Source organism: Pseudomonas sp. GL-B-12 (genome assembly GCF_019955895.1).
In the GTDB taxonomy this organism is placed as follows: Bacteria; Pseudomonadota; Gammaproteobacteria; order Pseudomonadales; family Pseudomonadaceae; genus Aquipseudomonas.
Genome location: NZ_JAHBCX010000027.1, coordinates 1 through 26,234 on the forward strand (window position 1 = coordinate 1; position 26,234 = coordinate 26,234).

Sequence of the window (26,234 nt, forward strand, 5' to 3'; positions counted from 1 at the left end):
GCGGTGCCGACTTTAAAGCCCTGCACGGTGGCGGCAATGGCAGCGAATCCTTCACCTACACCCTCACCGACTCGGACGGCGACAGCAGAACCGCGAACCTGGTGCTGCAGATCCACAACAACAATGACTCGATCACGATTGACGGATTGAACGTCGAGGGCGGCGAGTTGACCGTCTTCGAGAAAAACCTCAGCGATGGCAGCGCACCGGACTCCACGGCGTTGACCCAGAACGGCACCTTCACCGTCACCGCACTGGACGGCGTCACGAGCCTGAGCGTGGGCGGTATCGCCGTGGTCAGCGGTGGCGTGTCCGCCGGCTTCCCGCAATCGATCACCACGCCGTTGGGCAGTACCCTGACCATCACCGGGTTCAATGCCGCGACCGGTGTCGTGAGCTACAGCTACACCCTCAACGATAACGAAGCCCACCCTAACGCCAACGGCGCCAACACCCTGCCTGAGCAGTTCGCCGTCACCGTGGTCGATGACAACGGCACCACCGCGACGGGCAGCCTCGACGTGAACATCGTCGACGACCTGCCAAAAGGCGTGTACGACAGCAATGCTTCAACGGCCTCGGAAACCCTGCTGACCCTCAACGGCAACGTACTGACCAATGACGTGCAAGGCGCTGACCGAATGACGGTCGGTGAAAACACCGGCCCGATCACCCCCGGCACCTTCACTGGCGCTTACGGCACCCTGGTGCTGAACGCCAACGGCACTTACACCTACACCCTGAACACCAGCGATGCCGATTTCAAAGCCCTGCACGGCGGTGGCGATGGCACCGAATCCTTCACCTACACGATCACCGATTCGGACGGCGACAGCAGCACCGCCAACCTGGTGTTGAACGTCTACAACAACGACGATCCGGTGACCCTCAACGGTCTCAACGTGTATGGCGGTGAGCTGACGGTCTACGAAAAAAACCTCAGCGACGGCAGCAGCCCCAACACGCCGGCCCTGACTCAAAGCGGCACCTTCACCGTCAACGCACTGGACGGCGTGACAACCCTGACCGTCGGCGGCATTGCCGTGGTCACCGCTGGTGTGGCCGCCGGTTTCCCGCAATCGATCACCACGCCGTTAGGCAGCACCCTGACCATCACCGGGTTCAATGCCGCGACCGGTGTCGTGAGCTACAGCTACACCCTCAACGATAACGAAGCCCACCCTAACGCCAACGGCGCCAACACCCTGCCTGAGCAGTTCGCCGTCACCGTGGTCGATGACAACGGCACCACCGCGACGGGCAGCCTCGACGTGAACATCGTCGACGACCTGCCAAAAGGCGTGTACGACAGCAATGCCAATACCGCTTCGGAAACCCTGCTGACGCTCAACGGCAACGTGCTGAGCAATGACGTGCAAGGCGCGGACCGGGTGACGGTCGGCGAAAACGCCGGCCCGATCACCCCCGGCACCTTCACCGGCGCTTACGGCACTCTGGTGCTCAATGCCAATGGCACCTACACCTACACGCTCAACTCCAACGATGCGGACTTCAAAGCCCTGCACGGCGGTGGCGACGGCAGCGAATCTTTCACCTACACCATCACCGATTCAGACGGCGACAGCAGCACCGCCAACCTGGTGCTCAACGTCTACAACAACGACGATCCGGTGACCCTCAACGGCCTCAACGTGTATGGCGGCGAGCTGGCGGTTTACGAAAAAAACCTCAGCGACGGCACCAGCCCCAACACGCCGGCCCTGACTCAAAGCGGCACCTTCACCGTCACCGCACTCGATGGCGTGACAACCCTGACCGTCGGCGGCATTACCGTGGTCACCGCTGGTGTGGCCGCCGGCTTCCCGCAATCGATCACCACCCCGTTGGGCAGCACCCTGACCATCACCGGGTTCAATGCCGCGACCGGTGTCGTCAGCTACAGCTACACCCTCAACGATAACGAAGCCCACCCAACCGCCAACGGCGCCAACACCCTACCTGAGCAGTTCGCCGTCACCGTGGTCGATGACAACGGCACCACCGCGACGGGCAGCCTCGACGTGAACATCGTCGACGACCTGCCAAAAGGCGTGTACGACAGCAATGCCAATACCGCTTCGGAAACCCTGCTGACGCTCAACGGCAACGTGCTGAGCAACGACGTGCAAGGCGCCGACCGGGTGACGGTCGGTGAAAACACCGGACCGATCACCCCCGGTACCTTTACCGGCACTTACGGCACCCTGGTGCTCAACGCCAACGGCACTTACACCTACACGCTGAACCCCAATGATGCCGACTTCAAAGCCCTGCACGGTGGTGGCGACGGCACCGAATCCTTCACCTACACCATCACCGATTCGGACGGCGACAGCAGCACTGCCAACCTGGTGCTCAACGTCTACAACAACAACGATACGGTGACCCTCAACGGCCTCGACGTGTATGGGGGTGAGCTGACGGTCTACGAAAAAAACCTCAGCGACGGCACCAGCCCCAACACGTCGGCCCTGACCCAGACCGGGACGTTCACCGTGGCTGCCCTCGACGGCCTGCAGACACTGACCGTGGGCGGCATCACTGTGGTCAGCGGTGGCGTGGTCGCCGGCTTCCCGCAAACCGCCGTCACGCCACTGGGCAGCACTCTGACCATCACCGGGTTCGCCGCCGCCACCGGGGTGATCAGCTACAGCTACACGCTGAACGATAACGAAGCCCATCCAACGGCCAACGGCGCCAACAGCCTCACCGAGAACTTCAACGTCGTGGCCACCGATACGGACGGCGACAGTGCGACCGGGCAGATCAACGTCAACATCGTCGATGACCTGCCGAGCGCCAAACCTGACTCGTCGTCGGTAGTGGAGGGCGGCACCGTCAACATCAGTGTGCTGGGCAACGACATCAGCGGCGCCGATGGTCCGGCGACGGTGGTCGGCGTACGCGCCGGCAGCAATACCTCGACGTCGGCCATCGGCGGGCTGGGCAACCCGATCAACGGCACTTATGGCTACCTGACCCTCGATGCCAACGGCAACGCGGTGTATCACAGCAACCAGAACTCGGTCGGCGATGCGGGGGCCACTGATACGTTCACCTATACCGTGCGTGATTCCGATGGCGATGAAAGCACCACCACCATCACCATCGACGTGGCCGACAGCATTATCAAGGCCAACCCCGATAGCGACGTGACGGTCTACGAAAAAGCCCTCGACCTGAGCAAGGACGGGCAGGACCTGGCCGCCGGCACCGTCACCGGCAGCGACCCGGGCAACACTGGCGAAACCGCGTCCGGGACCCTGGTCGGTTCGGTCTCGGGTGGCAGCGGCGCGCTCACCTACACCCTGGTCGGCAGCGCCACCGGCACCTACGGGCAGATCCTGCTCAACCCCGACGGCAGCTACACCTACACCCTGACCTCGGCACCGAAAACCTCGCCTAATGCCAACGACGGGCCGAACAGCCTGAGTGAAAGCTTCACCTACAAAGCCACCGATGCATTGGGCAACAGCAGCACCAGCACCATCGTGGTCAACATTGTCGATGACGTGCCCAAGGCGGTGGCAACGGACCGCTCGGTGGCGGCGGTGGAGATCGATTCCAACCTGCTGATCGTGCTCGACGTCTCCGGCAGCATGGCCGACCCTTCCGGTGTGTCGAACCTGTCGCGGCTGGATCTGGCCAAGCAGGCCATCAGTGCCTTGCTGGATAAATACGACGACTTGGGGGATGTGAAAGTGCAGCTCGTCACCTTCAGCAGCAGCGCCACCGACATGACCTCGGTGTGGGTCGATGTAGCGACCGCCAAGACACTGCTGGCCGGCCTCATCGCGAACGGCGGCACCAACTACGACGCGGCCGTGGTGACCATGCAGACCGCGTTCAACACCTCGGGCAAACTGACCGGTGCGCAAAACGTCGGCTACTTCTTCTCCGACGGCAAGCCCAACACTGGCCTGGAAATCGGCACCGCCGACGAGACCGCGCTGAAAGTCTTCCTCAATGCCAACAACATCAAGAACTACGCGATCGGCCTGGGCAGCGGTGTGAGCAATGACAATCTCAATCCACTGGCCTATGACGGCAGCAGCCACACCGACACCAATGCGGTGGTGGTGACCGACCTCAACCAGCTCAACTCGGTGCTGTCCGGCACGGTGATCGGCGCACCGGTAACCGGTTCGCTGCTGGGCGAGGGCGGCACATTCGGCGCCGATGGCGGCTTCATCAAGACCATCACGGTGGACGGCACCACGTACACCTACGATCCGAGCGGCAATAGCAATCAGGGCTCGCTGAGCTTCAGCGGCGGGCTCAACCACAGCACGTTCAACACCGTGGACAACACGTTGAGCATTGCCACCAACAACAGCGGTACCTTGCAGATCAATCTCGACACCGGTGAATACGCCTACATTTCGCAGAAAACCACGTCGGTGTTGATCACCGAAAACATCGGATTCACCGCCAGCGACAACGACGGCGACCTGGCCAGCGCCACCCTGACGGTCAAAGTCATACCGAATGCACCGCCAGTGGCCGCCGATGATAACGTCATCACCAACGTGCTCTCGGGCACTGTCGTGGTGCCGGGCGAACTGTTGCTGGCCAACGACACCGACCCCAATGGCGATCAACTCTCGGCGACTCCGACCTCGTTCAACACCGGCTGGATAGCGAAGGGCGCGGACTTCACTGGCACCGGCGCGATCAGCTTCACCGGCACCAACAACAACCCCGCCAACCAGAGTCTGGCAGACGTGCGCAATGCCTTTGCGGCCAACGCGGCGACCATGACGGCGCTGCTGGTGATCAGTGGCTATCTCGGCGCAGCGAACAACTCCAATGGCAACAATGAAGACCTCATCACGGTCAAGCTGAAACAAGGCGAGACGCTCAATCTCGATCACAACCTGGATGCCGGGCACGTCACGATGGAGTATTCGCTCAACGGTGGGGCGTTCGTCAGCATCGCCGATGGCGGCACCATCACCGCAAGCGCGGATGGCACCTACCAGATCCACCTGACCAACATCACCAACCCCGGTAACGGCAATACGAATGCGGCGGAAGACTATCAGCTGACCATGACCGTGAATTACGCCGGGGCACACGACGTCACCCCGGACTACCACGGCACCTACACCGCCAACGACAACCATGGCGGCAGCGACTCGGCCAACCTGACCATCAGCTATCAGGACGGCCACACCCTCACGGGCACCAGCGGCGATGACGTACTGGTGGCAGGCCCGGGCAACAACATCATCAATGCCGGCGACGGCAACGATGTGCTCACTGCCGGCTCCGGCAACAACGAGATGCACGGCGGCGCCGGCAATGATCTGCTCTTCAGCGGGCAGGGCAATGACATCCTCGATGGCGGTACGGGCATCGACACGGCCAGTTACGCCCATGCCAGCGCCGGAGTGACGGTCGACCTCAGCCTGCTCGCTGCACAGAACACCCTGGGCGCGGGCTCGGACACCCTGACCGGTATCGAAAGCCTAACCGGCTCAAACTTTAACGACACCCTGACCGGTGACAACAATGGCAACGTGATCAATGGCGGCCTGGGCAACGACATCCTCAACGGCGGGGGCGGCGATGACTTGCTGATCGGCGGCCTGGGCAACAACACCCTGACCGGCGGAACCGGGGCCGATACTTTCCAGTGGCTCAAGGGCAACAGTGGCCATGACGTGATCACCGACTTCACGCCCGGCACCGACAAGCTCGATCTGTCGCAACTGCTGCAAGGGGAGAGCGGCACCACGGCTTCACTGGATGACTACCTGCACTTCACCGTCACCGGTAGCGGGCCGTCGACGGTGACCAGCATCGACGTCAGCGCCATGGCCGGCGCCGCGCCAAACCAGACCATCGACCTGGCTGGCGTCAACCTCGCCAGCCATTACGGTGTAACGCCGGGAGCGGGTGGGGTGATCGCGGGCGGGCATGACACGGCGACCATCATCAACGGCATGCTCAATGACCATTCGTTGAAGGTGGACACCGTGTGATCTGAAAAACCATTAAAGAACCCGCCATCCCTGTGAAGGAGTGGCGGGTTTAATGAGATGGTCAGCCTGACCGAGAAGCCCTGCAGGTTTACGCTTGCAGGGCTTTTCTCGTTTTCGGGCGTATGTCAGCTTTTTCGAACAACCGCCGGTTTTTGATTTTACCGGGCGTCAGATAGCTACACCGTTGGCGCATTGTGTCCGGTCACGGAAAGGAACTACGAAATGTCGACATTCAAAAAATTGTCTGCTCAACAGCAACGGTTGCTCGATTACAAAGCGATGCTGCGCGGGCGCCGATCTTGATCTACAACCAGGAGCGCCCGCACCTCTCCTTTGAAATACAAAACGCCCGATGCGGTGCATCGGGCGTTAGGGTGAAACAGGTGTAAACCTATTTCAGGACTAGGCAAGGATCGGCACGAAGGCGCTCGCTTTCTACAGAAATAGTCCATGAATCGGACTCTGAATTTTCTCCATACTCTGCCACCGCACGGAATTCATAAGTGGTTCCGTAGTTCAGATTTGAAACGAGTCTGGCCCATTTACCCTTATCGTCGGTCGCTTCCGGCCTAGGGTCGGTGACGTCGTTGATTTTCAGCTTGATCTCGGCTGACGGTTCAGCATCACCCCTGACAACGACATAGTTGTATCGGGTATTACCGTTGTCTTCGATCAGGCCGTCCGTATCGTACACCCGGGTATTGTGCGGCTTGATGGTGGATTCCACGGTAAAGGTGCGTGGCGGCTTGGAAATCTCGCTCTCGTCATCAAGCGCCTGAGCGTCAAGGCTGTACGAACTGGGGGACACCTCAAGTACGATTTCCCAGAGTCCGTCGCCCTCCCGGGCGGTCGCCGTTGCTCCGTCGATGGGGGTCTCGTTATTGCGCAGTTGCACCTTTTTGCCGGGCTTGGCATAGCCACTGACCGTAACCTTGTCGTCGTAGGTGGTGGTGCCTTCAGCGATCACCCTCCCCTCGGAATCGAGGACCGTATCAAGGATCAGTTTTACATCCGATACGACGCGGAATTCGAACACGCTGGACGCTTTGCCATTGGTTGCCTTGATCTTGATGCTGTAGGTGCCAGCGGTAATCCCATCGAAGGTGAGATTGAACAGGCCGTCACGATCAACAGTGGCTTTCTTGCCCGTGGATGTGTCGCTGTTGAAAGCTACAACTTCCATATCGGGAGGTGCGTAGCCGGAGATCACCAACCAGTCGCCGTCGTAGATCGCGCCACTTTCAATCGGACCATCCTTGCCAGTGACTTTGTCGATGATCGGTGTCTCGGTCGCCAGAACGAACGTATACGATGTGGAGAAGTCGTAAGGTCTCTTTGTTTCAATAGCACTAAGGCTGTAACGCTTGAATCCCTGTTGAAAGTCGAGTTCTTTGTTCCAGTTTCCTGTACTACCGCTGGTCACATTACTGATAGGGGATGAGCGATCGCGAATATTGAGCTCCCTATCAGGGGCGGCGGTACCCCTTAATTCCAGGATTGGGTCAAAAGTAACGCTGTTTTTGTCAACGAGAGCACCGCTGCTGTCTAGGATTTCATCGAGGGTTACTCTAGCGATTACTTCACTCTGTGTGTCTGGCGTGAGTGCTGAGGTGTTCGGTGGTTTAGCAGTCATGATGATGACTCCGGGTATTGAAAAGTGAGGGTGCCGGAGTGATTTAAAACCTGGTCAGATAGCTTGCCTACTGTCATAAATAACAGCTGCAGGTTGGTTTCCAATCAATGGTTGAAGTTGTATAGGCTGCCTTGCTACGTTGGCTTCGGTGGTCCGATTAACCTCCCCATCGCCCCGAATACGCCCAACTCCCGGATGATTTCCAGTTCCCCCGGTGTCTCGACCATCTCGGCAATCAGCGGCAGATCAATGTTGTGGGTCGCGCGAAAGATCGCGTCGATGAACAGCGGCTTGTCAGGCTGCTCGTCGATGTTGCGAATGTAGGCCCCATCGATTTTCAGGTACGCCAACCCCAACTGGGTCAGGTTGCCGATCTGGCTGAAGCGCCCGCCAAAGTGCTGCAGGCCGACTCGATAACCGGTCTTGAGCAATGTTCTGCAAAGGTTCTGCAGCACTTCGGGGGATGGCAACTGGCGCTCGTCGATTTCCAGGGTCAGCAGCGGCGCCAGTTCGGGAAGGGAATCAAGCAGGTCGAGGATTGTTCGCCATTGCACCTGGTCGCGCAGGGTGCTCCCGGACAGGCTTAGCGCCAAGGGCCTGCGGTTGACCACCAGGTCGTCCAGCGTGGCTTCGAGCATCGCCAGGTCGAAGCGTGCCGACCAGCCGAGACGCTCGATCCATGGCAGGAAATGTCCGGCGGTAATCGCCTCGCCCTGCGGGTCGAGCAGGCGTGCGAGCACTTTGTGATGCAGCACCTGGCGGGTGTCGGCGCATTGCACGACGGGCTGGAAGTACAACTGCATTTTGCCGTGGGTCAGGGCGTCGTCGATCCAGGTGCGCCAGTCGTGCTGGGAGTGATTCGGCGCCGTGTCACGATGGCTCAAATGAACCCAGGGTCGTTCGGGATGCTGCCGGGACTCGGTCAGTGCCTGATCAAGGCGCAGGAGTACGGTGCTGATCGGCTCACCGGGGTGGTAGGCGACAACGCCCAGATGGGCGACCGGCATGCAATCGCTGGCGCCGGTCAGGTGCAGGTTCTCCAGGCTGACGCTGACATCGGCAGCCAGGCGCGCGGCACTTTCAGCATCCAGACCCGGTGTCAGCAGGCTGAATTCGCCGCCACGGTTGCGCGCCGCCAGCCAGGTGTGACGCTGCGGCAATTGAGTCAGGCGCTTGAGCAATTCACCGACGGCAGTGATCAGCGCGTCAGTCCGTTGGCCACCCAGGCGCTGGTTGAGGCCGTTCAGGTCGTTGATCCGCAACATCAGCAAATGGCCGTCGCGGCTCTGTTCGCACACGCGTAAATGGTCGGTCAGTTGCTCGTCGAGCAGGCGCCGGTTGGCCAGGCCGGTGAGGCTGTCCAGATAGGATTCGGCCCGCAGTTTTTCGCTGCGCGCAGCCTCTTCGACGAACAGGGTCTTGAGCTTCTCGACCATTTGGTTCATCGCCAGCACCACCCGTTTCAGTTCCGGTGTGCGCGGCAGTTTCGGCAGGCTGAGAAACTCGCGTTTACTGATGGCCTCAGCCTGTCGGACCATGCTGTCGAGTGGGCGAAATTGCCGGCGCAGCATCCATCCACCAATCACCGCGCTGAACAACCCGCACAACAGCAACCAGATCAGGCTGCCGAGGGTGCTGTCCCAGAGCTTGGCCAGGGCGAATTGCGGATTGCTCAGCACTTCGACCCGTGCCAGTTGTTCCCAGCCGCGCATGATCAGTGCATCGCCACCTTCCGGGCGCAGGTCGACCAGGTTGACGAACCAGTCAGGCACACCGTCGACTTTTGTCGGTGCGGTGCGTTCCACCAGGGTTTGCTGATCCTTGAGCCTGATGACGCGAATGCTGCTGAAATAGCCGCTGTCGAAAATCGAACTGACCATCAGCTCCATTATTGCCGGGTCATCGACCTGTGCCGTCAGCGACAGCCCCAGTGCGGTGGCCGCGTCCTGGGCGTGGGCGCGCAGCTGGCTGAGCGTTTGCTCGCGGGAGCTTTCCAGGCTGGCAAAAAAACTGCCGCTGAACGCCACCAGCAGGAACAGGCAGATGGCCAGGAACAACTGTTTACGCAGTGTCATGCTTCGCTCCTTGCCAAGGCGGTTAACCGTCGCCGATGTCGAACCCTTCGGCCTGCATCTTTTTCAACACGTCCTGCCAGCGCGACAGCTTTTTCGAGTCGCTGCTGCGCTGACCGCCGTTCTTGCCCGGCAAGTACAGCCCTTCGGCGTTGAAGGCGTATACCGGCAGCAAGTCTTTGCGTTGGGATGCGGGGCGGATATCGCCAATCAGGTTGTCCAGCACCAGTGGGTCGCTCGTGGGGGTGCTGTAGAACGTCAGCACCATGTGCGCCTGGTTCTGGCTCAGGGCCTTGACGTAGGTGATGCGCAGTTTTTCGCTGGGAATACCGAGTCGGCGCAGGCTTAAATACTTCGCCAGAGCGTAGTCCTCGCAATCGGCGGCGCCCTTGATCAGGGCTTCGACGGGCGTGGCCCAGTAATCGTTCTGTTGCCAGATGCGCGTGTCGTCCTGGAAGTTCAGCTGCTGATCGAAGAAACGGTTCACCGCGTTGAGCTGATCGCGTTCGGGGGCGCCGCGTGCACTTTGCAGCATTTGACTCCACGCCTCGATCCGGCCACGCGCCGGTCCGAGCGGGCCGTAGCGTTTTTCAACGGTTAGCAGAATCTGCGCAAAATCCCAATCGGCCCGGACCCCGTTGAATGCGACCAGTAGCAAACCTGCCAGCAGTAACCACCCGCCGAGCCGAAGTCGGAGCGTTGGCCATCCTGGACTACGCAGACTGCGGGCCATGTCTGGCTGCTCGAGTGTAGATGGGTGAAGTTTAGGTGGGGTTTTTGCGGGGGGAGGGCAGATCGTCGGGATTGCGCAGAGCCCCCTCGCCACAAGGGTCCCGGGAGACTTCAGGATTTGCGCAGGGTTTTCTGCTTGAGGATGTAGACGGTCACCAGCACCGCACTGGTCAGCATGAAGCTCCGTGCCCAGGGAAGCGGCACCAGGTAGCAGGAGAACAGGATGCTCGCCCACATCAGGCCGATGGCGTAGACCTTGCCCTTGAGCGGGATGCCGTTGCCATCGAGGTAATCGCGAATCCACGGGCCAAGCCGTGGATGCTCAACCAGCCATTGATAGAAACGCGGAGAGCTGCGGGCGAAGCAGGCGGCCGCCAGTAGCAGGAAAGGGGTGGTGGGCAATACCGGCAGGAAAATCCCGATTACCCCCAGCGCCACGCTCAGCCAGCCGATGGCCAGCAGCCCGTAGCGCAACATCAGGGGGCGGTTGCCTATGGGGTTGTCCATAGGCAGAACCTTAGTGGTGACGTGGCTTGAGGATCGCCGGTTTTTCGTCTGGTGCGTTGCACAGCAGGTACAGCGCGGTCAGGGCTTCCGGGATCTGCACGATCATGTCGTCCATCAGGTTGGCATCGGCGGCAATGTCGGAGAACTCCGGTTGCTCGTCGAACAGGCCCGAACCGACCATGATCGGCAGCAGCATTTCGCTGACTTCGTCTTCGGCGGTTTCGAACCAGGCTTCTTCGCGCAGGAACACGCCTTCCATGAAACCGATGCACCAGCCGCGCAGTTCGGAATCGTCCGGGTCGTCGCCCAGGTCGAGGTCGCACGGCAGCTCGAATTCTTCGTCGGAGGCCAGTTGACGGGCGATGTGAGCCTTGAGGCCGATCAGCGTGGCTTCGATCTCTTCGCGCTGGGCTTCGCCGCTGTAATGCGGCTCTTCGGCGAAGAGGGCATCGATCCATTCGCGGTCCGGAACCACTTCGGAGCAGATCGACAGCGCAGTGAGGTAGCCGTGGGCGGCCACGTAGTCCAGCGCCTCGTCATGCAGTTCATCAGCATCGAGGAAGACTTGCAGGCGGGTTAGTTGCTCAGCGAAGGACATTAAAGGACTACCTTGGGGAATGTTCGATGCGGGAATTCTAGGCCTTCTTGAGCGCTTGGGCCAGCCGCACGGCATATTTGCACCTTTGTGGGAGTGGGCTTGCTTGCGAAGGCGGTGTGCCAGGCTGCATTAATGTCGACTGACACTCCCTCTTCGCGAGCAAGCCCGCTCCCACAGTCCGATTGTGTGAGTCTTATCAGCGGCACCCTTTGCCGAACGGGGCTCGGGTATACTCGCGCGTTTTGTGATGCCCTGCTGGCGTTACGGCTGAAATGTGAAGCGTCATGCAATGCGCACTTACGATTTGTCGGTGCAGCATCGCGGGTTCTGAACCAGCATTGCAGGGATGTTTCGGTGATTTTTGGAGTTTCTATGCTCGAACAGGCTCAACGCGTCCTCAAGGACATCTTCGGCTACGACAGTTTCCGTGGCCGCCAGGGTGCAATCATTGAGCGCGTGGCCAGTGGCGGCGATGCCCTGGTCCTGATGCCTACCGGTGGCGGCAAGTCCCTGTGCTTCCAGGTCCCGGCGCTGTTGCGTGAAGGCCTGGCCGTGGTGGTCTCGCCGCTCATCGCACTGATGGACGATCAGGTCGCCACCCTCGAAGAGCTGGGCGTGGCGGCCGCCGCATTGAACTCCACCCTCAGCGCCGAGCAGCAGCGCGATCTGGCCGCCCGCATCCGTCGCGGTGAAGTGAAAATGCTCTATCTGGCGCCGGAACGTCTGGTCCAGCCGCGCATGCTGTCATTTCTGCAGGGGCTGAACATCTCCCTGTTCGCCATCGACGAAGCACACTGCGTGTCGCAATGGGGCCACGATTTCCGTCCGGAATACCTGCAACTGGGCCAGTTGGCGGAAATGTTCCCCGACGTGCCGCGCATTGCCCTGACCGCCACGGCCGACAAGCGCACCCGGGAAGAAATCGTCACCCGTTTGCACCTGCAAGACGCCGAGCGCTTCCTGTCGAGCTTCGACCGGCCGAACATCTTTTATCGCATCGTGCCCAAGGAACAGCCGCGCAAGCAGTTGCTGGCATTCCTCGCCGAGCGCCGTAGCGATGCGGGCATCGTGTATTGCCTGTCGCGCAAGAAAGTCGAGGAAGTCGCCGCGTTTCTCAGCGAGCAAGGCTTCCCCGCGCTGCCGTACCACGCCGGCCTGCCCAATGATTTGCGGGCCTACCATCAAAAACGCTTCCTCAATGAGGAAGGCTTGATCATGGTCGCGACCGTGGCGTTCGGCATGGGCATCGACAAGCCCAACGTGCGCTTTGTCGCGCACCTCGACCTACCGAAATCCCTTGAGGCCTATTACCAGGAAACCGGTCGCGGCGGTCGTGACGGCCTGCCAGCGGATGCCTGGATGGCCTACGGCCTGCAAGACGTGGTGATGCTCAAGCAGATGCTGCAGAACTCCGAAGGCGACGAGCGTCACAAACGCCTGGAGCAACACAAGCTCGACGCCATGCTCTCGCTCTGCGAAGAAACCCGCTGCCGTCGGCAAACGCTGCTGGCCTACTTCGACGAAGACATGCCCGAGCCTTGCGGGCATTGCGACAACTGCGTCGACGGCGTGCAGACATGGGATGCCACCGAGCCGGCGCGTCAGGCGTTGTCGGCGATCTACCGCACCGGTCAACGCTACGGCGTCGGGCACCTGGTGGATGTACTGCTCGGCAAGGACAACGAAAAGGTCCGCAACTTTGGCCATCAGCACCTGTCGGTGTTTGGTGTTGGCAAGGCGATGGCTGAGGGCGAATGGCGCTCGTTGTTCCGCCAACTGGTGGCCCGTGGTCTGGCGGACATCGACCTCGAAGGCTACGGCGGCTTGCGCCTGAGCGACAGTTGCCGGCCGCTGCTCAAGGGCGAAGTGACCCTGGAGCTGCGCCGCGATCTCAAGGCGCAAACCGTGGCGAAAAGCAGCAAGAGCCAGGCGAGCCAACTGGTCCGTGGCGAGGAGCGCGAACAATGGGAAGCCTTGCGCGCCTTGCGGCGCAAGCTCGCCGAAGAACATGGCGTGCCGCCGTACGTCATCTTCCCCGACTCGACCTTGCTGGAGATGCTGCGCAGCCAGCCGACCTCGCTGGCGGAAATGGCCACGGTCAGCGGTGTCGGCGCGCGCAAGCTGGAGCGTTATGGCGAGGCCTTCCTCGAAGTGCTTGGCGGCCAGGTCGAGGCGCCGAAACCGGTGGCCGACGTGCGTCATGAACTGATCACTCTGGCGCGGGCCGGGATGACGCCGGTACAGATCGCCGGTCAATTGCAGTGCTCGGAAAAGAACGTCTACACCATGCTGGCCGAAGCGATCGGCAAGCAGCAGTTGTCGTTGGAGCAGGCACTGGATCTGCCTGAAGACCTGATGGGTGAAATCCAGGACGCCTTCCTCGACGGTGAAGGCGAATTGCCGGCGGTTTCCGAGATCGCCGCGCTGTTTGCAGGCAGGGTGCCGGAAGGGGTGTTGTACTGCGTTCGTGCTGCCTTGCAGTCGGAGTTCGAGATTTGAGGCATCTGTTGTGCTGATGTAACGATTCAGTGCAGATCAAGCCTTGCCTCAAGCCGAGGCTCATGCTTAGCTGACTAATAATTAGTTTTTATTTATTTCAGTCTAATCATGAGTGTTTTATGCCGTTAACCGATCAACACCGCTTTGGCATGCAATTGGCCCAGATGTCCCGTGGCTGGCGTGCCGAACTGGACCGCCGACTGGCGGGCATGGGCTTGTCCCAGGCGCGCTGGCTGGTGCTGCTGCACCTGGCGCGTTTCGATGAAGCACCGACCCAGCGTGAGCTGGCACAAAGCGTTGGCGTCGAAGGCCCGACCCTGGCCCGTTTACTCGACAGCCTGGAAAGCCAGGGCCTGGTGCAACGCCAGGCGGTGCTGGAAGACCGTCGGGCGAAGAAAATCGTGCTCTGCGCGCCGGCGCGTCCCCTGATCGAACAAATTGAAACCATTGCCACACAACTGCGTCACGAACTGTTCGAAGGCGTCGATGAGGCGGACTTGAAGGTGTGCATGCGGGTTCACGGGCACATCCTGGGCAACCTTGAAAAGTCTTGAGGCATAACCGAACGCCAGGTTTTTGAGATACCGCATTGGGCAAACTATAAGAACTACTCGGCAATATCGTGTTCGTAACGGATGTACGAACGCGTACGGGTAGTTTCTGTAGATCTCAAGGATGCTCATGCTCAAGTGTTGGCGATTGGTTTTACGCGGTGGTTCTCAGTGGTTGCTGGCCGGGGCCGCAGTCACTTACTCGGCATGGGCACCTGCGCTGGGCCTGGGTGAAATCACCCTGCATTCGGCGCTGAATCAACCGCTGCGTGCCGAGATTGCACTGGTGGATGCGGCTGGCTTGGAAGAGAACGAGTTGTCGGTGAGCCTGGCAACGGCGGACGAGTTCAGCCGTGCCGGGGTTGACCGGGTATTTTTCCTCAATAACCTGAAGTTCACCCCGGTCCTGCGCGGTAATCGCAGCGTGATCCAGGTGACCTCCAGCAAACCGGTCAGTGAGCCGTTCCTGAATTTCCTCGTACAGCTCAATCGGCCTAATGGGCGATTGCTGCGTGAGTACACGGTACTGATCGATCCGCCGGGTTCGTCGGGGGTTGTTCCCGCCGCCGATGAACTGGTTTCCCGTTCCCCTGCGTCCGCATTCCCCCGTGTTCAACCGGTCGTACCGCCGTCACCCGAGACAAAGACGACGTCAGAAACGGACGTCGCCGTGGTTGATCCCGCTGTTGAACAACTGGCCGCCAGCGCCCTGCAAAACCACCAGTTGCAAACCACTGTCGATGAGCTCAACGCGAAGCTTCAAGACCAGGATGAGCTGATCACCGGCCAGAAAAAACAGTTGGCCGAACTGCAAACCCAACTGGCGGAGCTCAAGAAGGTAAAGGCGCAACCCATTGCTTCCGACGCAGTGGCGCCAGCCCCCGCTATTGCTGAAAACCCCGGGATTGGCTGGCTGCCGATCGCTGGTGTGGCGGCGCTGATGTTGCTGGTACTGGGCTGGTTTGTTCGCCGCCAGCGCCAGCAGCACCAAGCCACAGCGTCAGAGGCTCTGTCGTCGCAGCATGAGCCATTGGCTGAACTCCTCTCCGAGCCAGTGATGTGGCCCCCCGTCATGCCACCGTCCACTGCGCATCGCGACGGAGTGCCGGCCAACGATGAGCTTGAGCGGGTCGATAGCCGTCACTCCATGCCGATCGCTGCCGCCGTGGCGGTGGTTCCGGGTTTGGCGATGTCCGGCGAATCCGCCACTGACGATGAGTACCGGCTCAACCTGGAGGAGCTGTCCATGGCGTCGAGTTGGGACGTGATCAGCCCGAACGAGAACAGGCAGTCAGTTGCTCTGGCCATGATCGAGCCTGCGTTCGAGTTGGAGGCGCAACCCGCGCCGCCGTCTCGGCAGCCACCGGTCGGGCTATCATAGCGGCGTCGTCAAACTCTGGAGTCAATTCCCATCATGACCGTCAGCAAACCGGAAATCATCATCACCTATTGCACGCAATGCCAGTGGCTGTTGCGTGCGGCCTGGCTGGCCCAGGAACTGCTCAGCACCTTTGGTGATGACCTGGGCAAAGTCTCCCTGGTGCCGGGTACCGGCGGGGTCTTTCATATTTACTGTGACACCGTGCAGATCTGGGAGCGCAAGGCGGACGGTGGCTTCCCCGAGGCCAAAGTGCTCAAGCAGCGAGTCCGTGACCAGATCGACCCGGACCGCGACCTGGGGCACAACGACCGCACTCAGTGAGACGCGGCCTCGGCTGCAACGGCCTTCTTGCTTGTACCACTTGAGAACCGGCTGGACACCACAATCGCCACAATGATCAGCGCGCCCCCCAGCAACATGCGCAGGGTCGGGTTTTCGTTGAACAGCAGCCAGGCGACGGTGATGCCGTAGACCGGCTCCAGGGCGAACACCACGGCGGCAGTGCGTGCCTTGATCACCGCGAGGCTGGCGACGAACAGGCTGTGGGCGACACCGGTACAGAACACACCGAGCAGGCCGATCCACAGCCAGTCGATGGCGCGCACTTCGCTCAATTGAGGCGCCGCCACCGGCAGCAGGCACAGGGCAACCACCACGTTCTGGCACAGCGCCGCTTGTACCGGCGGGACCCGCCCGGAGCTGGCACGGTTGGTCAGTGACAGCAGGGCGAACAACAACCCGGAACCTACTGCCCAGAGCAGACCGGTGGTGGCGCCGCTGGCCAGATCAAAGTCAGGCGTGACCAGCACCAGGCCGACACTCACCAGCAGCACCAGCACAATTTCATTGGCGCGAATGCGCTCGCGGAAGATCAGCCCTTCGAGGATCACGGTAAAGGCCGGGAAGCTGGCGAAACCGAGCGTCGCAATCGCCACGCCTGCGACTTTCACTGCAATGAAGAAGCTCACCCAGTGTCCGGCCAGCAACAAGCCGCTGAGCAGCAGCCGACGCCAGTCCACAGCCTCGAGTTTCTGCCAGCGCGTCTGGCTGGCGAACCGTGCAAAGAACGCCAGCGCGAGCACGGCAAAGGCGGCACGGCCGAAAACGATGATCGCCGGTGACGCGGCAGCCAGTTTGCCGAACACACCGGTCAGGCCGAACATCAATGCGCCTATATGCAAGGCGCCAAGGGCGGTACGGGGAGTCATTGCAATCCTTAACGACAAACGAACAGAGGCCTCATTGAAGCGCGTAATGGCCCATCAAGTCTGTCGGCAAACTATCGTCCTTTGTCGCCAGCCTCGCGCCGCAGTTTCCCGGGCGATGCTCCGAACTCGCGCAACACCGCCGCCGCGAAGGCACTCTGGGAGCTGTAGCCGACGCGGCTGGCAATCTCGCCGATGGGCAGCGCCGAGTTGCGCAGCAAGCCCACCGCGATGTGCAGGCGTCGGCTACGGATGTAGTCCATCGGCGTCTGCCCGCATTCGGTCACGAACCGTGCATGCAAACGGGCACTGGAAAGGCCGGCCACCCGGGCCAGGTCGGCCACTTGCAGCGGGTACGCCGCGTACTGATCGATGTGTGCATTCAGCGCCGCATAGGGCAGGCGCCGACCGCCGACGGCATCGGGCCTGGCGTTGTTGAGACTGGCCAGCAACAGCACCGCGCCTTGTTGAGCGATCAACGGATCATCGACCGGACTGTTCGCCAGCCAACTGACCAATTGGCTTTGCCCGGCGTCCAGGGGCAGCCGGCCGGCGTTGTCGAGCAAGCGTCGGCTGGACTCGGCGTGATCGCCCAACGACTGGGCAACCCATTGTTCGCCGGGTACATCCAGCACCAGGCAGCGGCTGCCATTGGCGCTGCCACACGCGTGATGCGCTCCGGAGGGCACCACCACGAAACTCTGCTGGACTACCTGGCTGCCACGGCCGTCGACCTCGAAATCCAGCGCGCCCGAAAGCCCGAACACCAATTGTGCGTGTTCGTGGCTGTGGACGATCAGGTCGTGGCTGTATTGGCGGAGCGTGAGGATCGGTCTCATCGCAGGTCTCCCGTATCAGGCCGCCAGTCTACACCCGGGCAGGCTGATAAGCGCTGTCACACGACTGACTTGGTGTTGTCATGGACCATTAACTCGACCAGCGCAAACTTTACAAAACATGTCCAGAGGGTTGCCCATGACCAGCGCCGAGCTCGCCAAACCCACCCGTAAACAACGCGTACGGACTTTATGGATTTCCGACGTGCATTTGGGCACCCGGGATTGCCAGGCTGAACACCTGTCGCAGTTTCTCAAAAGCTACCACGCGGACAAGATCTACCTGGTCGGCGACATCATCGACGGCTGGAAACTGCGCGGCGGCATGTACTGGCCACAAGCGCACACCAACGTCATCCGTCGCCTGTTGACCATGAGCAAGCGCGGCACCGAGGTGATCTACGTCACCGGCAACCACGACGAATTCCTGCGCCGCTATTCGAAGCTGATCCTGGGCAATATCCAGTTGGTCGACGAAGCCGTGCACGTCACCGCCGACGGCCGGCACCTGCTGGTAATTCATGGCGACCAGTTCGATGTGATCACCCGTTACCATCGCTGGCTGGCGTTTCTCGGTGACTCGGCCTACGAACTCACCCTGACCCTCAACCGCTGGCTCAATCATTGGCGCGCGCGATATGGCTACGGCTACTGGTCGCTGTCGGCCTACCTCAAGCACAAGGTGAAAACCGCGGTCAGCTTCATCAGCGACTTCGAAGAAGCCATCGCCCATGAATGCGTCAAGCGCGAGCTGCACGGCGTGGTGTGCGGGCACATTCACCATGCAGAGATTCGCAAGGTCGGCGAGGTGGATTACCTCAATTGCGGCGACTGGGTGGAATCGTGCACGGCGCTGATCGAGCACTGGGATGGTTCGATCGAGTTGTATCGCCTGGCGGATGCCCAGGCGCGTGAGGCGCAGTTGAAGGCGGCCAGGGTGGCAGAGTTGGCCTGAAAATTATCCGGTGTGTGTGCTGGCCTCTTCGCGAGCAAGCCCGCTTCCACAGGGTTGTGAGCAACTCCGGCCATTGTGGGAGCGGGCTTGCTCGCGAATGGACCGCGAAGCGGTCCCACTGGATCTGTCAGGCCGGTGCGTGTTCTTCCATCGCCGCCTTGTAGATCGAATCCCTGGGGTGCGCAAACAAGCGCTCCATCATCGGCTCGAAAAAGCTCAACGGCAGCGTGTCGTACGCCGGGTCAAACGCCGCCGCATCGTATTTGGCGCAGAATTCGACGGTCGCCTGGTACTGCGGATGGTCCTGGAATTGCTCACGCAGATGCCGATCCATGCCCAGGTGATGGAAGAAGTAGTAGCCCTGGAAAATCCCGTGCTTTTCCACCATCCACAAGTTCTCGGCGCTGACGAACGGCTTGAGGATCGCCGCCGCGATGTCCGGGTGGTTGTAGGAACCCAGGGTGTCGCCGATATCGTGGAGCAGGGCGCAGACCACGTACTCTTCGTCGCGGCCATCGCGCCAGGCGCGGGTGGCGGTTTGCAGGGAGTGGGTCAGGCGATCCACCGGGAACCCGCCAAAATCACCCTCCAGCAACCTCAGGTGCGCCACGATCCGTGTTGGCAATTGTCTTGCGTAGGCACTGAAGTCCGCGGCGATGATCGCCCAGTCTTCCTGCGTGCCGTCCTTCATGTGGGTGAAGCGGGCATTGGCATTCATAGGCAACTCTCTTGTGACGGATGTCAGCTAGAACGGAACGCGCCCCATAACCATGTCCCGGTACATGACAAAATCGCCGAGCAGGCTATAGAAGGGGTGTTGGAACGTTGCCGGGCGGTTCTTCTCGAAGAAGAAATGCCCGACCCAGGCAAAGCTGTAACCGGCCAGTGGCAGGGTCCACAACAGCACCCATGCTCCGCGACCAATGGTCAGCGACAGAATCAAGATAACCAGGGTCGTGCCGATAAAATGTAAACGGCGACAGGTGCTGTTGCTGTGCTCGCTGAGGTAGTAAGGATAGAACTCAGTGAAGCTGTTGAATCGTTTGACGTTTTCCACGACTGCGATCTCTGTGGTTATTGTTCTTGCTGCAAGTTGTTCTGCGGGTAGCTTATTTGAGTCTAGAGTGATCAATGGCATCAGCCAGTGACAATAGGCGCCACTTTAGTATCCTTCGGTCAATAGCCGTAGCATGCGGCTCACCATGTAAGAAAACGCCATGAGCGAACGAACGACTTCTGCAAGCTGGGCGATGGGGATTGTCAAAGCGCTGGAGATGGACGGCCTCGATTGCCGGGCGCTGTTCAAACAGCTGGGGCTCGACTACGCGGCACTGGATGATCCGGATGCACGCTTCACGCAAGATTCCATGACCCGGCTGTGGCAGCGCGCGGTCGAACTGTCCGGCAACCCGGCCATCGGCCTGAACATGGGCAAGTTGGTGCGACCGGCGCAGTTTCATGTGACCGGTTACGCCTTGATGTCCAGCCAGACCCTGGCCGAAGGCTTTCAGCGACTGGTGCGCTATCAGCGGATCATCGCCGAAAGTGCCGACCTGAGTTTCCAACTGCTGGAAGAAGGCTACGCATTGATTCTGACGGTGCATGGCGATCATCTGCCGCCGACCCGGCAAAGCGCCGAAGCTTCACTGGCCTGTGCCTTGGCGCTGTGCGGCTGGTTGACCGGGCGTACGTTGCAACCACGCAAAGTGTTGTTGCAAGGCGCCGAGCCGGCCAACCTGGAACCCTATAAACAAGCCTTCCATGCACCGCTGGTGTTCAACGCGCCTTACGATGCGCTGATTTTCGAACGCGCCGATATGGAAGCGCCGCTGCCGACGGCCAACGAGGCCATGGCGTTGCTGCATGACCGCTTTGCCGGTGAATACCTGGCGCGTTTTTCCGAAAGCCGCGTGACTCACAAGGCGCGGCAGGTGTTGTGCCGCCTGTTGCCCCAAGGCGAGCCCAAGCGCGACACCGTGGCGCAGACGCTGCATCTGTCCCAGCGCACCTTGCAACGGCGCTTGCAGGAAGAGGGCACGAGTTTTCAGGTGCTGCTGGACGATACCCGGCGCGAGTTGGCCGAGCAGTACCTGGCGCAACCGAGCATGACCTTGCTGGAAATTGCCTACTTGCTGGGGTTTGCCGATCCGAGCAACTTCTTCCGTGCTTTCCGCCGCTGGTTCGATGCCACACCCGGCGAGTACCGGATGCGGCTGATGCAAACACCTGACGCGGTCAATGACGCCAAAATGCCGGAATACAAAGCACAAACACCGTAATGATCTCCAGCCGGCCCAGCAGCATGCCGAACGAGAGAATCCACTTGGCGGCATCCGGCAGGGTGGCGAAGTTGCCCGCCGGGCCGATGGTTTCGCCGAGCCCCGGGCCGACACCGGACACGGTACTGGCCGCGCCGGTGAGGGCGGTCATCCAGTCCACGCCGAGCAGCGACAGCAGCAGCGCAATCACGCAGATGGTGATCGCAAAGAAGAACGAAAAGGTCAGGATCGAACGCACGATTTCTTCGTCGAGGCGGTGACCGTTGTACTTCTGCTTGATCACCGCGCGCGGGTGAATCAGCTGGTTAAGGTTGGCCTTGAGCAGGATATAGGCCACCTGAAAGCGGAAAATCTTGATACCGCCCGCGGTCGAGCCGGAGCAACCGCCGACAAACCCCAGATAGAAGAACAGCATCAGCGAGAAATTGCCCCACAGGCTGTAGTCCCCCAGTGCAAAACCAGTGGTGGTCACTACCGACGTCACGTTCAGCGCCACATGCCGCAACGCCTCCAGCCAATGCAGTTGGGTAGTCCACCAATACCAGGTGCCGAGTACCAGCCAGGTCACCAGCAGCATGCCGAGCAGGCCTTGAACCTGTTCATCCTTGATCAGCGCCCGACGGTTACCACGCAACATGGCGACATACAGGGTGAACGGCAGGGCACCGAGAATCATGATGACGATCGCGACCCAATGCACCGCAGGCTCCGGCCACTTGGCCAAAGACTGGTCGGAGGTGGAGAAGCCGCCGGTGGAAATCGCCGACATCGCATGGTTGATGGCGTCGAACAGGCTCATCCCGGCCCACCAGAACGCCAGGCTGCCGACAATGGTAATGCCGACGTAGGCCGCCACGATCAGCCGCGCCACCATGTGCGAGCGGGGCATGACTTTTTCCGAGCGGTCCGACGACTCGGTCTGGAACAACCGCATGCCACCAATACGCAGCAGCGGCAGAATCGCCACCGCCATGCCGATGAAGCCGATGCCGCCGAGCCAGTGCAGCAACGAGCGCCACATCAGGATGCCGGGGGACATTGTGTCCAGGCCGCTGAGTACGGTCGAGCCGGTGGCGGTGATGCCGGACATGCTTTCGAAGAATGAGTCGGTGTAGCTGATGTGCTGGGTCAGCAGGAACGGCAGCGCGGCGAAGATGCACACCACCAGCCAACTACTGACGGTCAGCAGGTACATGTCCCGGGGGCGCAGGTGAATGTGTTCGGGGCGCCCCGGAATCACCAGCGCCAAACCGGCGACAAAGGTGATCATGCTGGCCCAGAGGAACGACGGCAGATCGCTGGTACGGTCGAAAATGACCAGCGTGGCCATGGGCACGACCATGGAGATCGCCAGCGTTATCAGGAAGATGCCGATGATGAAACCAATGATCCGTAAGGTCGGCAACGCCATGAGGTCCGCTCGGCTGATAGTGGAAAGGGCGCCATTCTACCTGCGAGGCAGGGCATGTAAACCGGCACTGCTGCGGCAGTTACCGCTAGAATAGCCGCACAAATTTTTCAGGAGGTGGCCGATGCAGGCTCTCGACGCTTTGCTCAACCGTGTTTCCGTTCCACGACTGATTGACCCTGCACCCACTGCCGAACAGCGCGAGGTGCTGTTCGGCGCCGCCATGCGCGCCCCGGATCACGGTCACTTGCAGCCTTGGCGTTTCTTGACGGTGGAAGGTGCGGCGCGCGAGCAAATGGGCGAGTTGCTGGCCGAAGCAGCGAAGCTTTCGGACAGCGAAGTCAGTGAAGCGGCCATCGACAAGGCGCGCAATGGTCCGCTGCGGGCACCGTTGGTGGTGGTGGTGATCGCTCGCGTGCAGGATCACGTCAAGTATCCGAAGTCCGAGCAGTTACTTGCGGCGGGCTGCGCGGCCCACGGGATTTTGCTCGCGGCCTATGCGCAGGGCATTGGCGCGGTGTGGCGTACCGGTGACCTGGCTTATTCGCCCCATGTGGCCAAGGGGTTGGGCCTGGCGGAGGGGGAGGAGGTGATTGCTTTCCTGTATCTGGGTACGCCGCAGAAAGAACCGCGTGTGGCCGAGAAAGTCGACCTGACCGAATTCGTCAGCGCCTGGCCCGGTAAAGCCTGACACCACACATCCAGTGTGGGAGCGGGCTTGCTCGCGAAGGCGTCGGCACATTCAACATCGTAGTGACAGCCAAACCGCTTTCGCGAGCAAGCTCGCTCCCACAATGGATCAGGGCTGTACTACAGCCCCGGGCACCAACGGCAATTCCAGGCTGGCAATAAACCCGCCTTCCGGGTGATTGGCCAGCACCAGGCTGCCGCCATGGCGCTCCGCCGCGCGCCGGGCGATGGCCAGCCCCAGGCCATGTCCGGCCGCTGTCTGCCCCGGCGCCCGATAGAACGGCTCACCGAGCTGGTTCAAATATTCGGCACTGACACCCGGCCCGTGATCGCGCACGGTCACGACGATCCGCTCACCCTGACGCAGCGCCTGCATTTCGATCGGCAGGCCACCCACCGGATTGAAGCGCTGGGCGTTGCGCAGCAAATTGTCCACGGCCCGTTCGATCATGGTCGGCCAGCCCTTCAGATTCAGTTGCGACTCGGCTTCGAGGTGGACCAGTTGCTCGGGTGAACCGAGTTGCGCATCCTTTTGCAGGGTGTTGAGCAAGGCGTTCAGGTCCACCTCTTCGGCACTGGCGTTATCGGAGTCGACCCGCGCCAGTACCAGGATTTCGCTGATCAGCGCTTCCAGTCGGTCGCACTCACGGGTCAAGCGCGGCCACAGCTGTTCCCGTTCCTGCGAGGTGGCCCGTTCGGCCAGCGCCAGCGCGATACGCAGGCGGGCGAGGGGCGAGCGCAGTTCGTGGGACACATCCCGCAGCAGTTGTCGCTGACTGCCAATCAGGCTTTGCAGGCGCGCGCCCATGCGGTTGAAATCGTTGGCCAGGACGCCGAACTCGTCACGACGGTTGGCCAGCTTGACCAGGCTGTTCTGTTGATACGTGGTTTGTCCCAGGTCATGCACCGCTCCGCGCAGACGGCTGAGCGGGCGAGTGATGGAAAAGGTCACCAGCAGGCTGAACAGGGTCAGCACCACCAGGGCGATCCCCAGCGCACTGAGCGGCCAGAGCAGGCTCTCGCGGTGCCAGGCGTCCAGTTCCGGGTGTGGAATGCGGTAGATGAACAGGAAGGTGTCACCGGTTTTTTCGCTGGTGAACTCATCGGTCAGACGCCGCCATGGCAGGCGCCGGTCCTCGTTGTTCTGGCGCGCCTCAAAGGCCGCCGCTCGTTTGGGGAAGGTGCCGCGCACGACAGGGTCGCCGCTTTCGTTGAGCACCTGAACGTCGATGTGATACTGGCGTTTACGTTGCTGGAGAATGTCCTGGGCGGCGTCTTCGCCCTGACTTTCGTAGGTTTGCGTCCACTGTTCGGCCAGTGTGTTGAGGCCCGGGTGGCGGCTGAGAATCCAGGCGTCCTGGTTGAGCATGTGCCCGAGCAGGATGGAAAGCCCTGCAACCAAAGCGATGGCCAGCCAGAAGCTGGCCAGGATACGCCAGAACAATGAACGCACAGGAAATCCTCAAACGATCACAAATCCATGTGGGAGCGGGCTTGCTCGCGAAAGCGATTTGTCAGCCAAGAAAATGGTGACTGATACTCCGCCTTCGTCGGAGCGCCGCCCGGAGCAAGCCCGCTCCCACATTAAATCGGGTGGTGCCAGACCCAGCGGTGAAAAACCGTTGGGTCCGGAGTTAGCGCATTATTGCGCTTTTTGCGGTTGCTGCGCTTTCCAGGCCTTGAATTCAGCCCACTCGGCGCGACGTTCAGCCTGTTTTTTCTGGATCTCGTCGAACTTCTTCTGTTGATCCGGTTTCAGCAAGGCGCGCACGTCCGCTTCAGCCTTCTTGTGGTTGGCGGCCATCTCGTCTTTCATGGCTTTCTGGTCAGCTGGCGAGAGTTTCTCCAGGTACTTTTCGACCAGTTGCTTACGCTCGTGCATCTGCTCGCCCATGATCTTGCGGATCTGCTCGCGCTGTTCGCGGCTCAGGTCCAGTTCACTGTACGGGCCTTTGCCGTGCATGCCGTGCATCTGACCGCCGTGGCGCGAACCGTCCATCGGCCCATCCATGGCGCCGGTGCCTTCAGGCATGGCCATGGCAACGGTCGGCAGGGCAGCAGCGAACATCAGAGCGATAAGAGTCTTGCGCATGGTGTATCTCCTTGTCTCGTTCCCGGTACGTTCCGGATGAGTACAGATTACGCAGATCAAGGTCAGCGGCGGTCAGCGGAGGGTAAAGCTTGGGTAAAGACGATTTCCCGCCGACCTGACAAAACTTACAGGCTGTAGTAGTAACCGCGGCTGCGCAGGGCGACGATGCGCGGTCGGCCATCGGGGTGTGGGCCGATCTTCTTGCGCAGGTTGCTGACGTGCATGTCCAGGCTGCGATCGTACAGGGTCAGCTTGCGGCCGAGGGCGATCTGCGCCAGTTCCTGTTTGTCCAGGGGCTCGCCGGGCTGCTTGAGCAAGGCTTCCAGCAGGCGGCTTTCGGAGACGGTGAGGGTGAATTCCTGTTCGTCGATGCTGACCACGCCGCGCACCGGGCTGAAACACAGGTCGCCCAGTTCGATCTGGCTGGACACCGCTGCCGGGTGGCTACGACGCAGGACTGCGCGCAGGCGGGCGGTCAGTTCCCGTGGATCGCAGGGTTTGGCCAGGTAATCGTCGGCGCCGAGTTCCAGGCCGAGGATACGATCCAGGGGCTCGCCCCGGGCCGAGAGCATCAGTACCGGCAAATCCGGGTGATCGCTGCGCAACTGCTTGAGCAGTTCCAGGCCGCTGCCATCGGGCAACATCACATCCAGCACCACGGCCGCCGGGGCGGTTTCGGCCAGCGCGCGGCGTGCGCTCTGGCCGTCGTGACAGGCACGTACCTGAAACCCTTCCTGGCTCAGCCAACTGCTCAGGAGCTCGCACAGCTCCTGGTCATCATCAATAAGTAACAGCTCGCTCATGACTCA

Annotated in this window: 21 protein-coding genes; 8 read left to right on the plus strand and 13 right to left on the minus strand. The window is 60.9% G+C overall.

What is annotated here, in order from left to right; genetic code table 11:
* Positions 1-5,987, plus strand: a 5,987-nt coding sequence (locus tag KGA85_RS15955; RefSeq protein WP_223543219.1) for an Ig-like domain-containing protein, incomplete at its 5' end; no start/stop codon positions are given.
* Between the two features lie 391 nt (positions 5,988-6,378).
* Here KGA85_RS15955 and KGA85_RS15960 read toward each other — a convergent pair.
* The 5 genes from KGA85_RS15960 to KGA85_RS15980 all read right to left on the minus strand — a co-directional run bounded on the left by KGA85_RS15960 (position 6,379) and on the right by KGA85_RS15980 (position 11,529).
* Positions 6,379-7,620, minus strand: coding sequence for a carboxypeptidase-like regulatory domain-containing protein (locus KGA85_RS15960; protein ID WP_223533294.1), 1,242 nt, complete (start codon positions 7,618-7,620; stop codon positions 6,379-6,381).
* A gap of 134 nt (positions 7,621-7,754) precedes the next feature.
* Positions 7,755-9,695, minus strand: coding sequence for a cyclic di-GMP receptor LapD (gene lapD / locus KGA85_RS15965; RefSeq protein WP_223533295.1), 1,941 nt, complete (start codon positions 9,693-9,695; stop codon positions 7,755-7,757).
* A 22-nt stretch (positions 9,696-9,717) separates the two neighbouring features.
* Positions 9,718-10,425: a cysteine protease LapG gene (gene lapG / locus KGA85_RS15970; protein ID WP_223456407.1), complete on the minus strand. Its 708-nt coding sequence runs from the start codon at positions 10,423-10,425 to the stop codon at positions 9,718-9,720.
* Positions 10,426-10,535: 110 nt separating this feature from the next.
* The gene (locus KGA85_RS15975) at positions 10,536-10,931 is read right to left on the minus strand and encodes a YbaN family protein (RefSeq protein ID WP_223456408.1); all 396 of its coding nucleotides are present in this window, start codon (positions 10,929-10,931) and stop codon (positions 10,536-10,538) included.
* 10 nt (positions 10,932-10,941) lie between these two features.
* Entirely contained in the window at positions 10,942-11,529 is a 588-nt protein-coding gene (locus tag KGA85_RS15980; RefSeq protein WP_007975277.1) for a YecA family protein, read from the minus strand.
* 372 nt (positions 11,530-11,901) lie between these two features.
* On the opposite strand from KGA85_RS15980, the gene recQ reads away from it, so the two are divergent.
* From recQ to KGA85_RS16000, 4 genes are all read left to right on the plus strand, one after another.
* Positions 11,902-14,028, plus strand: a complete 2,127-nt coding sequence (recQ, locus tag KGA85_RS15985) for a DNA helicase RecQ (protein WP_223456409.1) — start codon at positions 11,902-11,904, stop codon at positions 14,026-14,028.
* 119 nt (positions 14,029-14,147) lie between these two features.
* Positions 14,148-14,582 carry a MarR family transcriptional regulator gene (locus tag KGA85_RS15990; RefSeq protein ID WP_150724407.1) on the plus strand — a complete coding sequence of 145 codons (435 nt, stop codon included), beginning with the start codon at positions 14,148-14,150 and terminating at the stop codon, positions 14,580-14,582.
* 127 nt (positions 14,583-14,709) lie between these two features.
* On the plus strand, positions 14,710-15,960 hold the full coding sequence (locus KGA85_RS15995; RefSeq protein WP_223533297.1) for a FimV family protein: 1,251 nt from the start codon (positions 14,710-14,712) through the stop codon (positions 15,958-15,960).
* 33 nt (positions 15,961-15,993) lie between these two features.
* Positions 15,994-16,281 (plus strand): SelT/SelW/SelH family protein, encoded by a 288-nt coding sequence (locus tag KGA85_RS16000; RefSeq protein WP_223456411.1) that lies wholly within the window; start codon positions 15,994-15,996, stop codon positions 16,279-16,281.
* Here KGA85_RS16000 and KGA85_RS16005 read toward each other — a convergent pair.
* Both KGA85_RS16005 and KGA85_RS16010 read right to left on the minus strand, forming a co-directional pair.
* Positions 16,275-17,168 (minus strand): DMT family transporter, encoded by an 894-nt coding sequence (locus KGA85_RS16005; RefSeq protein ID WP_056721458.1) that lies wholly within the window; start codon positions 17,166-17,168, stop codon positions 16,275-16,277. The genes KGA85_RS16000 and KGA85_RS16005 overlap by 7 nt on opposite strands.
* Before the next feature lie 71 nt (positions 17,169-17,239).
* Entirely contained in the window at positions 17,240-18,004 is a 765-nt protein-coding gene (locus KGA85_RS16010) for a helix-turn-helix transcriptional regulator (RefSeq protein WP_223456412.1), read from the minus strand.
* A gap of 136 nt (positions 18,005-18,140) precedes the next feature.
* Between KGA85_RS16010 and KGA85_RS16015 the strand changes: the two genes are divergently transcribed.
* Positions 18,141-18,956, plus strand: coding sequence for a UDP-2,3-diacylglucosamine diphosphatase (locus KGA85_RS16015; RefSeq protein ID WP_223533298.1), 816 nt, complete (start codon positions 18,141-18,143; stop codon positions 18,954-18,956).
* Between the two features lie 127 nt (positions 18,957-19,083).
* On the opposite strand, the gene KGA85_RS16020 is transcribed toward KGA85_RS16015, so the two are convergent.
* Positions 19,084-19,674 (minus strand): HD domain-containing protein, encoded by a 591-nt coding sequence (locus tag KGA85_RS16020; RefSeq protein WP_223456414.1) that lies wholly within the window; start codon positions 19,672-19,674, stop codon positions 19,084-19,086.
* Between the two features lie 27 nt (positions 19,675-19,701).
* The gene (locus tag KGA85_RS16025) at positions 19,702-20,013 is read right to left on the minus strand and encodes an Mpo1-like protein (RefSeq protein ID WP_223533299.1); all 312 of its coding nucleotides are present in this window, start codon (positions 20,011-20,013) and stop codon (positions 19,702-19,704) included.
* A gap of 160 nt (positions 20,014-20,173) precedes the next feature.
* On the opposite strand from KGA85_RS16025, the gene KGA85_RS16030 reads away from it, so the two are divergent.
* Entirely contained in the window at positions 20,174-21,235 is a 1,062-nt protein-coding gene (locus tag KGA85_RS16030; RefSeq protein WP_223456416.1) for an AraC family transcriptional regulator, read from the plus strand.
* Here KGA85_RS16030 and KGA85_RS16035 read toward each other — a convergent pair.
* The gene (locus KGA85_RS16035) at positions 21,192-22,646 is read right to left on the minus strand and encodes a TrkH family potassium uptake protein (protein ID WP_223456417.1); all 1,455 of its coding nucleotides are present in this window, start codon (positions 22,644-22,646) and stop codon (positions 21,192-21,194) included. The two genes, KGA85_RS16030 and KGA85_RS16035, sit on opposite strands and share 44 nt — an antisense overlap.
* Before the next feature lie 121 nt (positions 22,647-22,767).
* Between KGA85_RS16035 and KGA85_RS16040 the strand changes: the two genes are divergently transcribed.
* On the plus strand, positions 22,768-23,334 hold the full coding sequence (locus tag KGA85_RS16040; protein WP_223456418.1) for an NAD(P)H nitroreductase: 567 nt from the start codon (positions 22,768-22,770) through the stop codon (positions 23,332-23,334).
* A 108-nt stretch (positions 23,335-23,442) separates the two neighbouring features.
* On the opposite strand, the gene KGA85_RS16045 is transcribed toward KGA85_RS16040, so the two are convergent.
* The 3 genes from KGA85_RS16045 to KGA85_RS16055 form a co-directional block, all read right to left on the minus strand.
* Entirely contained in the window at positions 23,443-24,786 is a 1,344-nt protein-coding gene (locus KGA85_RS16045; RefSeq protein WP_223456419.1) for an ATP-binding protein, read from the minus strand.
* Between the two features lie 189 nt (positions 24,787-24,975).
* Positions 24,976-25,425, minus strand: coding sequence for an LTXXQ domain protein (locus KGA85_RS16050; RefSeq protein ID WP_223456420.1), 450 nt, complete (start codon positions 25,423-25,425; stop codon positions 24,976-24,978).
* A gap of 125 nt (positions 25,426-25,550) precedes the next feature.
* Positions 25,551-26,228, minus strand: coding sequence for a response regulator transcription factor (locus KGA85_RS16055; protein WP_056721476.1), 678 nt, complete (start codon positions 26,226-26,228; stop codon positions 25,551-25,553).
* Between the last annotated feature and the right edge of the window lie 6 nt (positions 26,229-26,234).

Bases quoted from the DNA above. Each gene is read 5' to 3' on its own strand.
- KGA85_RS15975 (WP_223456408.1), bottom strand. From the start codon at position 10,931: ATGGACAACCCCATAGGCAACCGCCCCCTGATGTTGCGCTACGGGCTG.
- KGA85_RS16000 (WP_223456411.1), top strand. From the start codon at position 15,994: ATGACCGTCAGCAAACCGGAAATCATCATCACCTATTGCACGCAATGC.
- lapG (WP_223456407.1), bottom strand. From the start codon at position 10,425: ATGGCCCGCAGTCTGCGTAGTCCAGGATGGCCAACGCTCCGACTTCGG.
- KGA85_RS16010 (WP_223456412.1), bottom strand. From the start codon at position 18,004: ATGAGACCGATCCTCACGCTCCGCCAATACAGCCACGACCTGATCGTC.
- KGA85_RS15960 (WP_223533294.1), bottom strand. From the start codon at position 7,620: ATGACTGCTAAACCACCGAACACCTCAGCACTCACGCCAGACACACAG.
- KGA85_RS16035 (WP_223456417.1), bottom strand. From the start codon at position 22,646: ATGGCGTTGCCGACCTTACGGATCATTGGTTTCATCATCGGCATCTTC.
- KGA85_RS16055 (WP_056721476.1), bottom strand. From the start codon at position 26,228: ATGAGCGAGCTGTTACTTATTGATGATGACCAGGAGCTGTGCGAGCTC.
- KGA85_RS16020 (WP_223456414.1), bottom strand. From the start codon at position 19,674: ATGAATGCCAATGCCCGCTTCACCCACATGAAGGACGGCACGCAGGAA.
- KGA85_RS16040 (WP_223456418.1), top strand. From the start codon at position 22,768: ATGCAGGCTCTCGACGCTTTGCTCAACCGTGTTTCCGTTCCACGACTG.
- recQ (WP_223456409.1), top strand. From the start codon at position 11,902: ATGCTCGAACAGGCTCAACGCGTCCTCAAGGACATCTTCGGCTACGAC.
- KGA85_RS16050 (WP_223456420.1), bottom strand. From the start codon at position 25,425: ATGCGCAAGACTCTTATCGCTCTGATGTTCGCTGCTGCCCTGCCGACC.
- lapD (WP_223533295.1), bottom strand. From the start codon at position 9,695: ATGACACTGCGTAAACAGTTGTTCCTGGCCATCTGCCTGTTCCTGCTG.
- KGA85_RS15990 (WP_150724407.1), top strand. From the start codon at position 14,148: ATGCCGTTAACCGATCAACACCGCTTTGGCATGCAATTGGCCCAGATG.
- KGA85_RS15995 (WP_223533297.1), top strand. From the start codon at position 14,710: ATGCTCAAGTGTTGGCGATTGGTTTTACGCGGTGGTTCTCAGTGGTTG.
- KGA85_RS16030 (WP_223456416.1), top strand. From the start codon at position 20,174: ATGAGCGAACGAACGACTTCTGCAAGCTGGGCGATGGGGATTGTCAAA.
- KGA85_RS16015 (WP_223533298.1), top strand. From the start codon at position 18,141: ATGACCAGCGCCGAGCTCGCCAAACCCACCCGTAAACAACGCGTACGG.
- KGA85_RS16005 (WP_056721458.1), bottom strand. From the start codon at position 17,168: ATGACTCCCCGTACCGCCCTTGGCGCCTTGCATATAGGCGCATTGATG.
- KGA85_RS15980 (WP_007975277.1), bottom strand. From the start codon at position 11,529: ATGTCCTTCGCTGAGCAACTAACCCGCCTGCAAGTCTTCCTCGATGCT.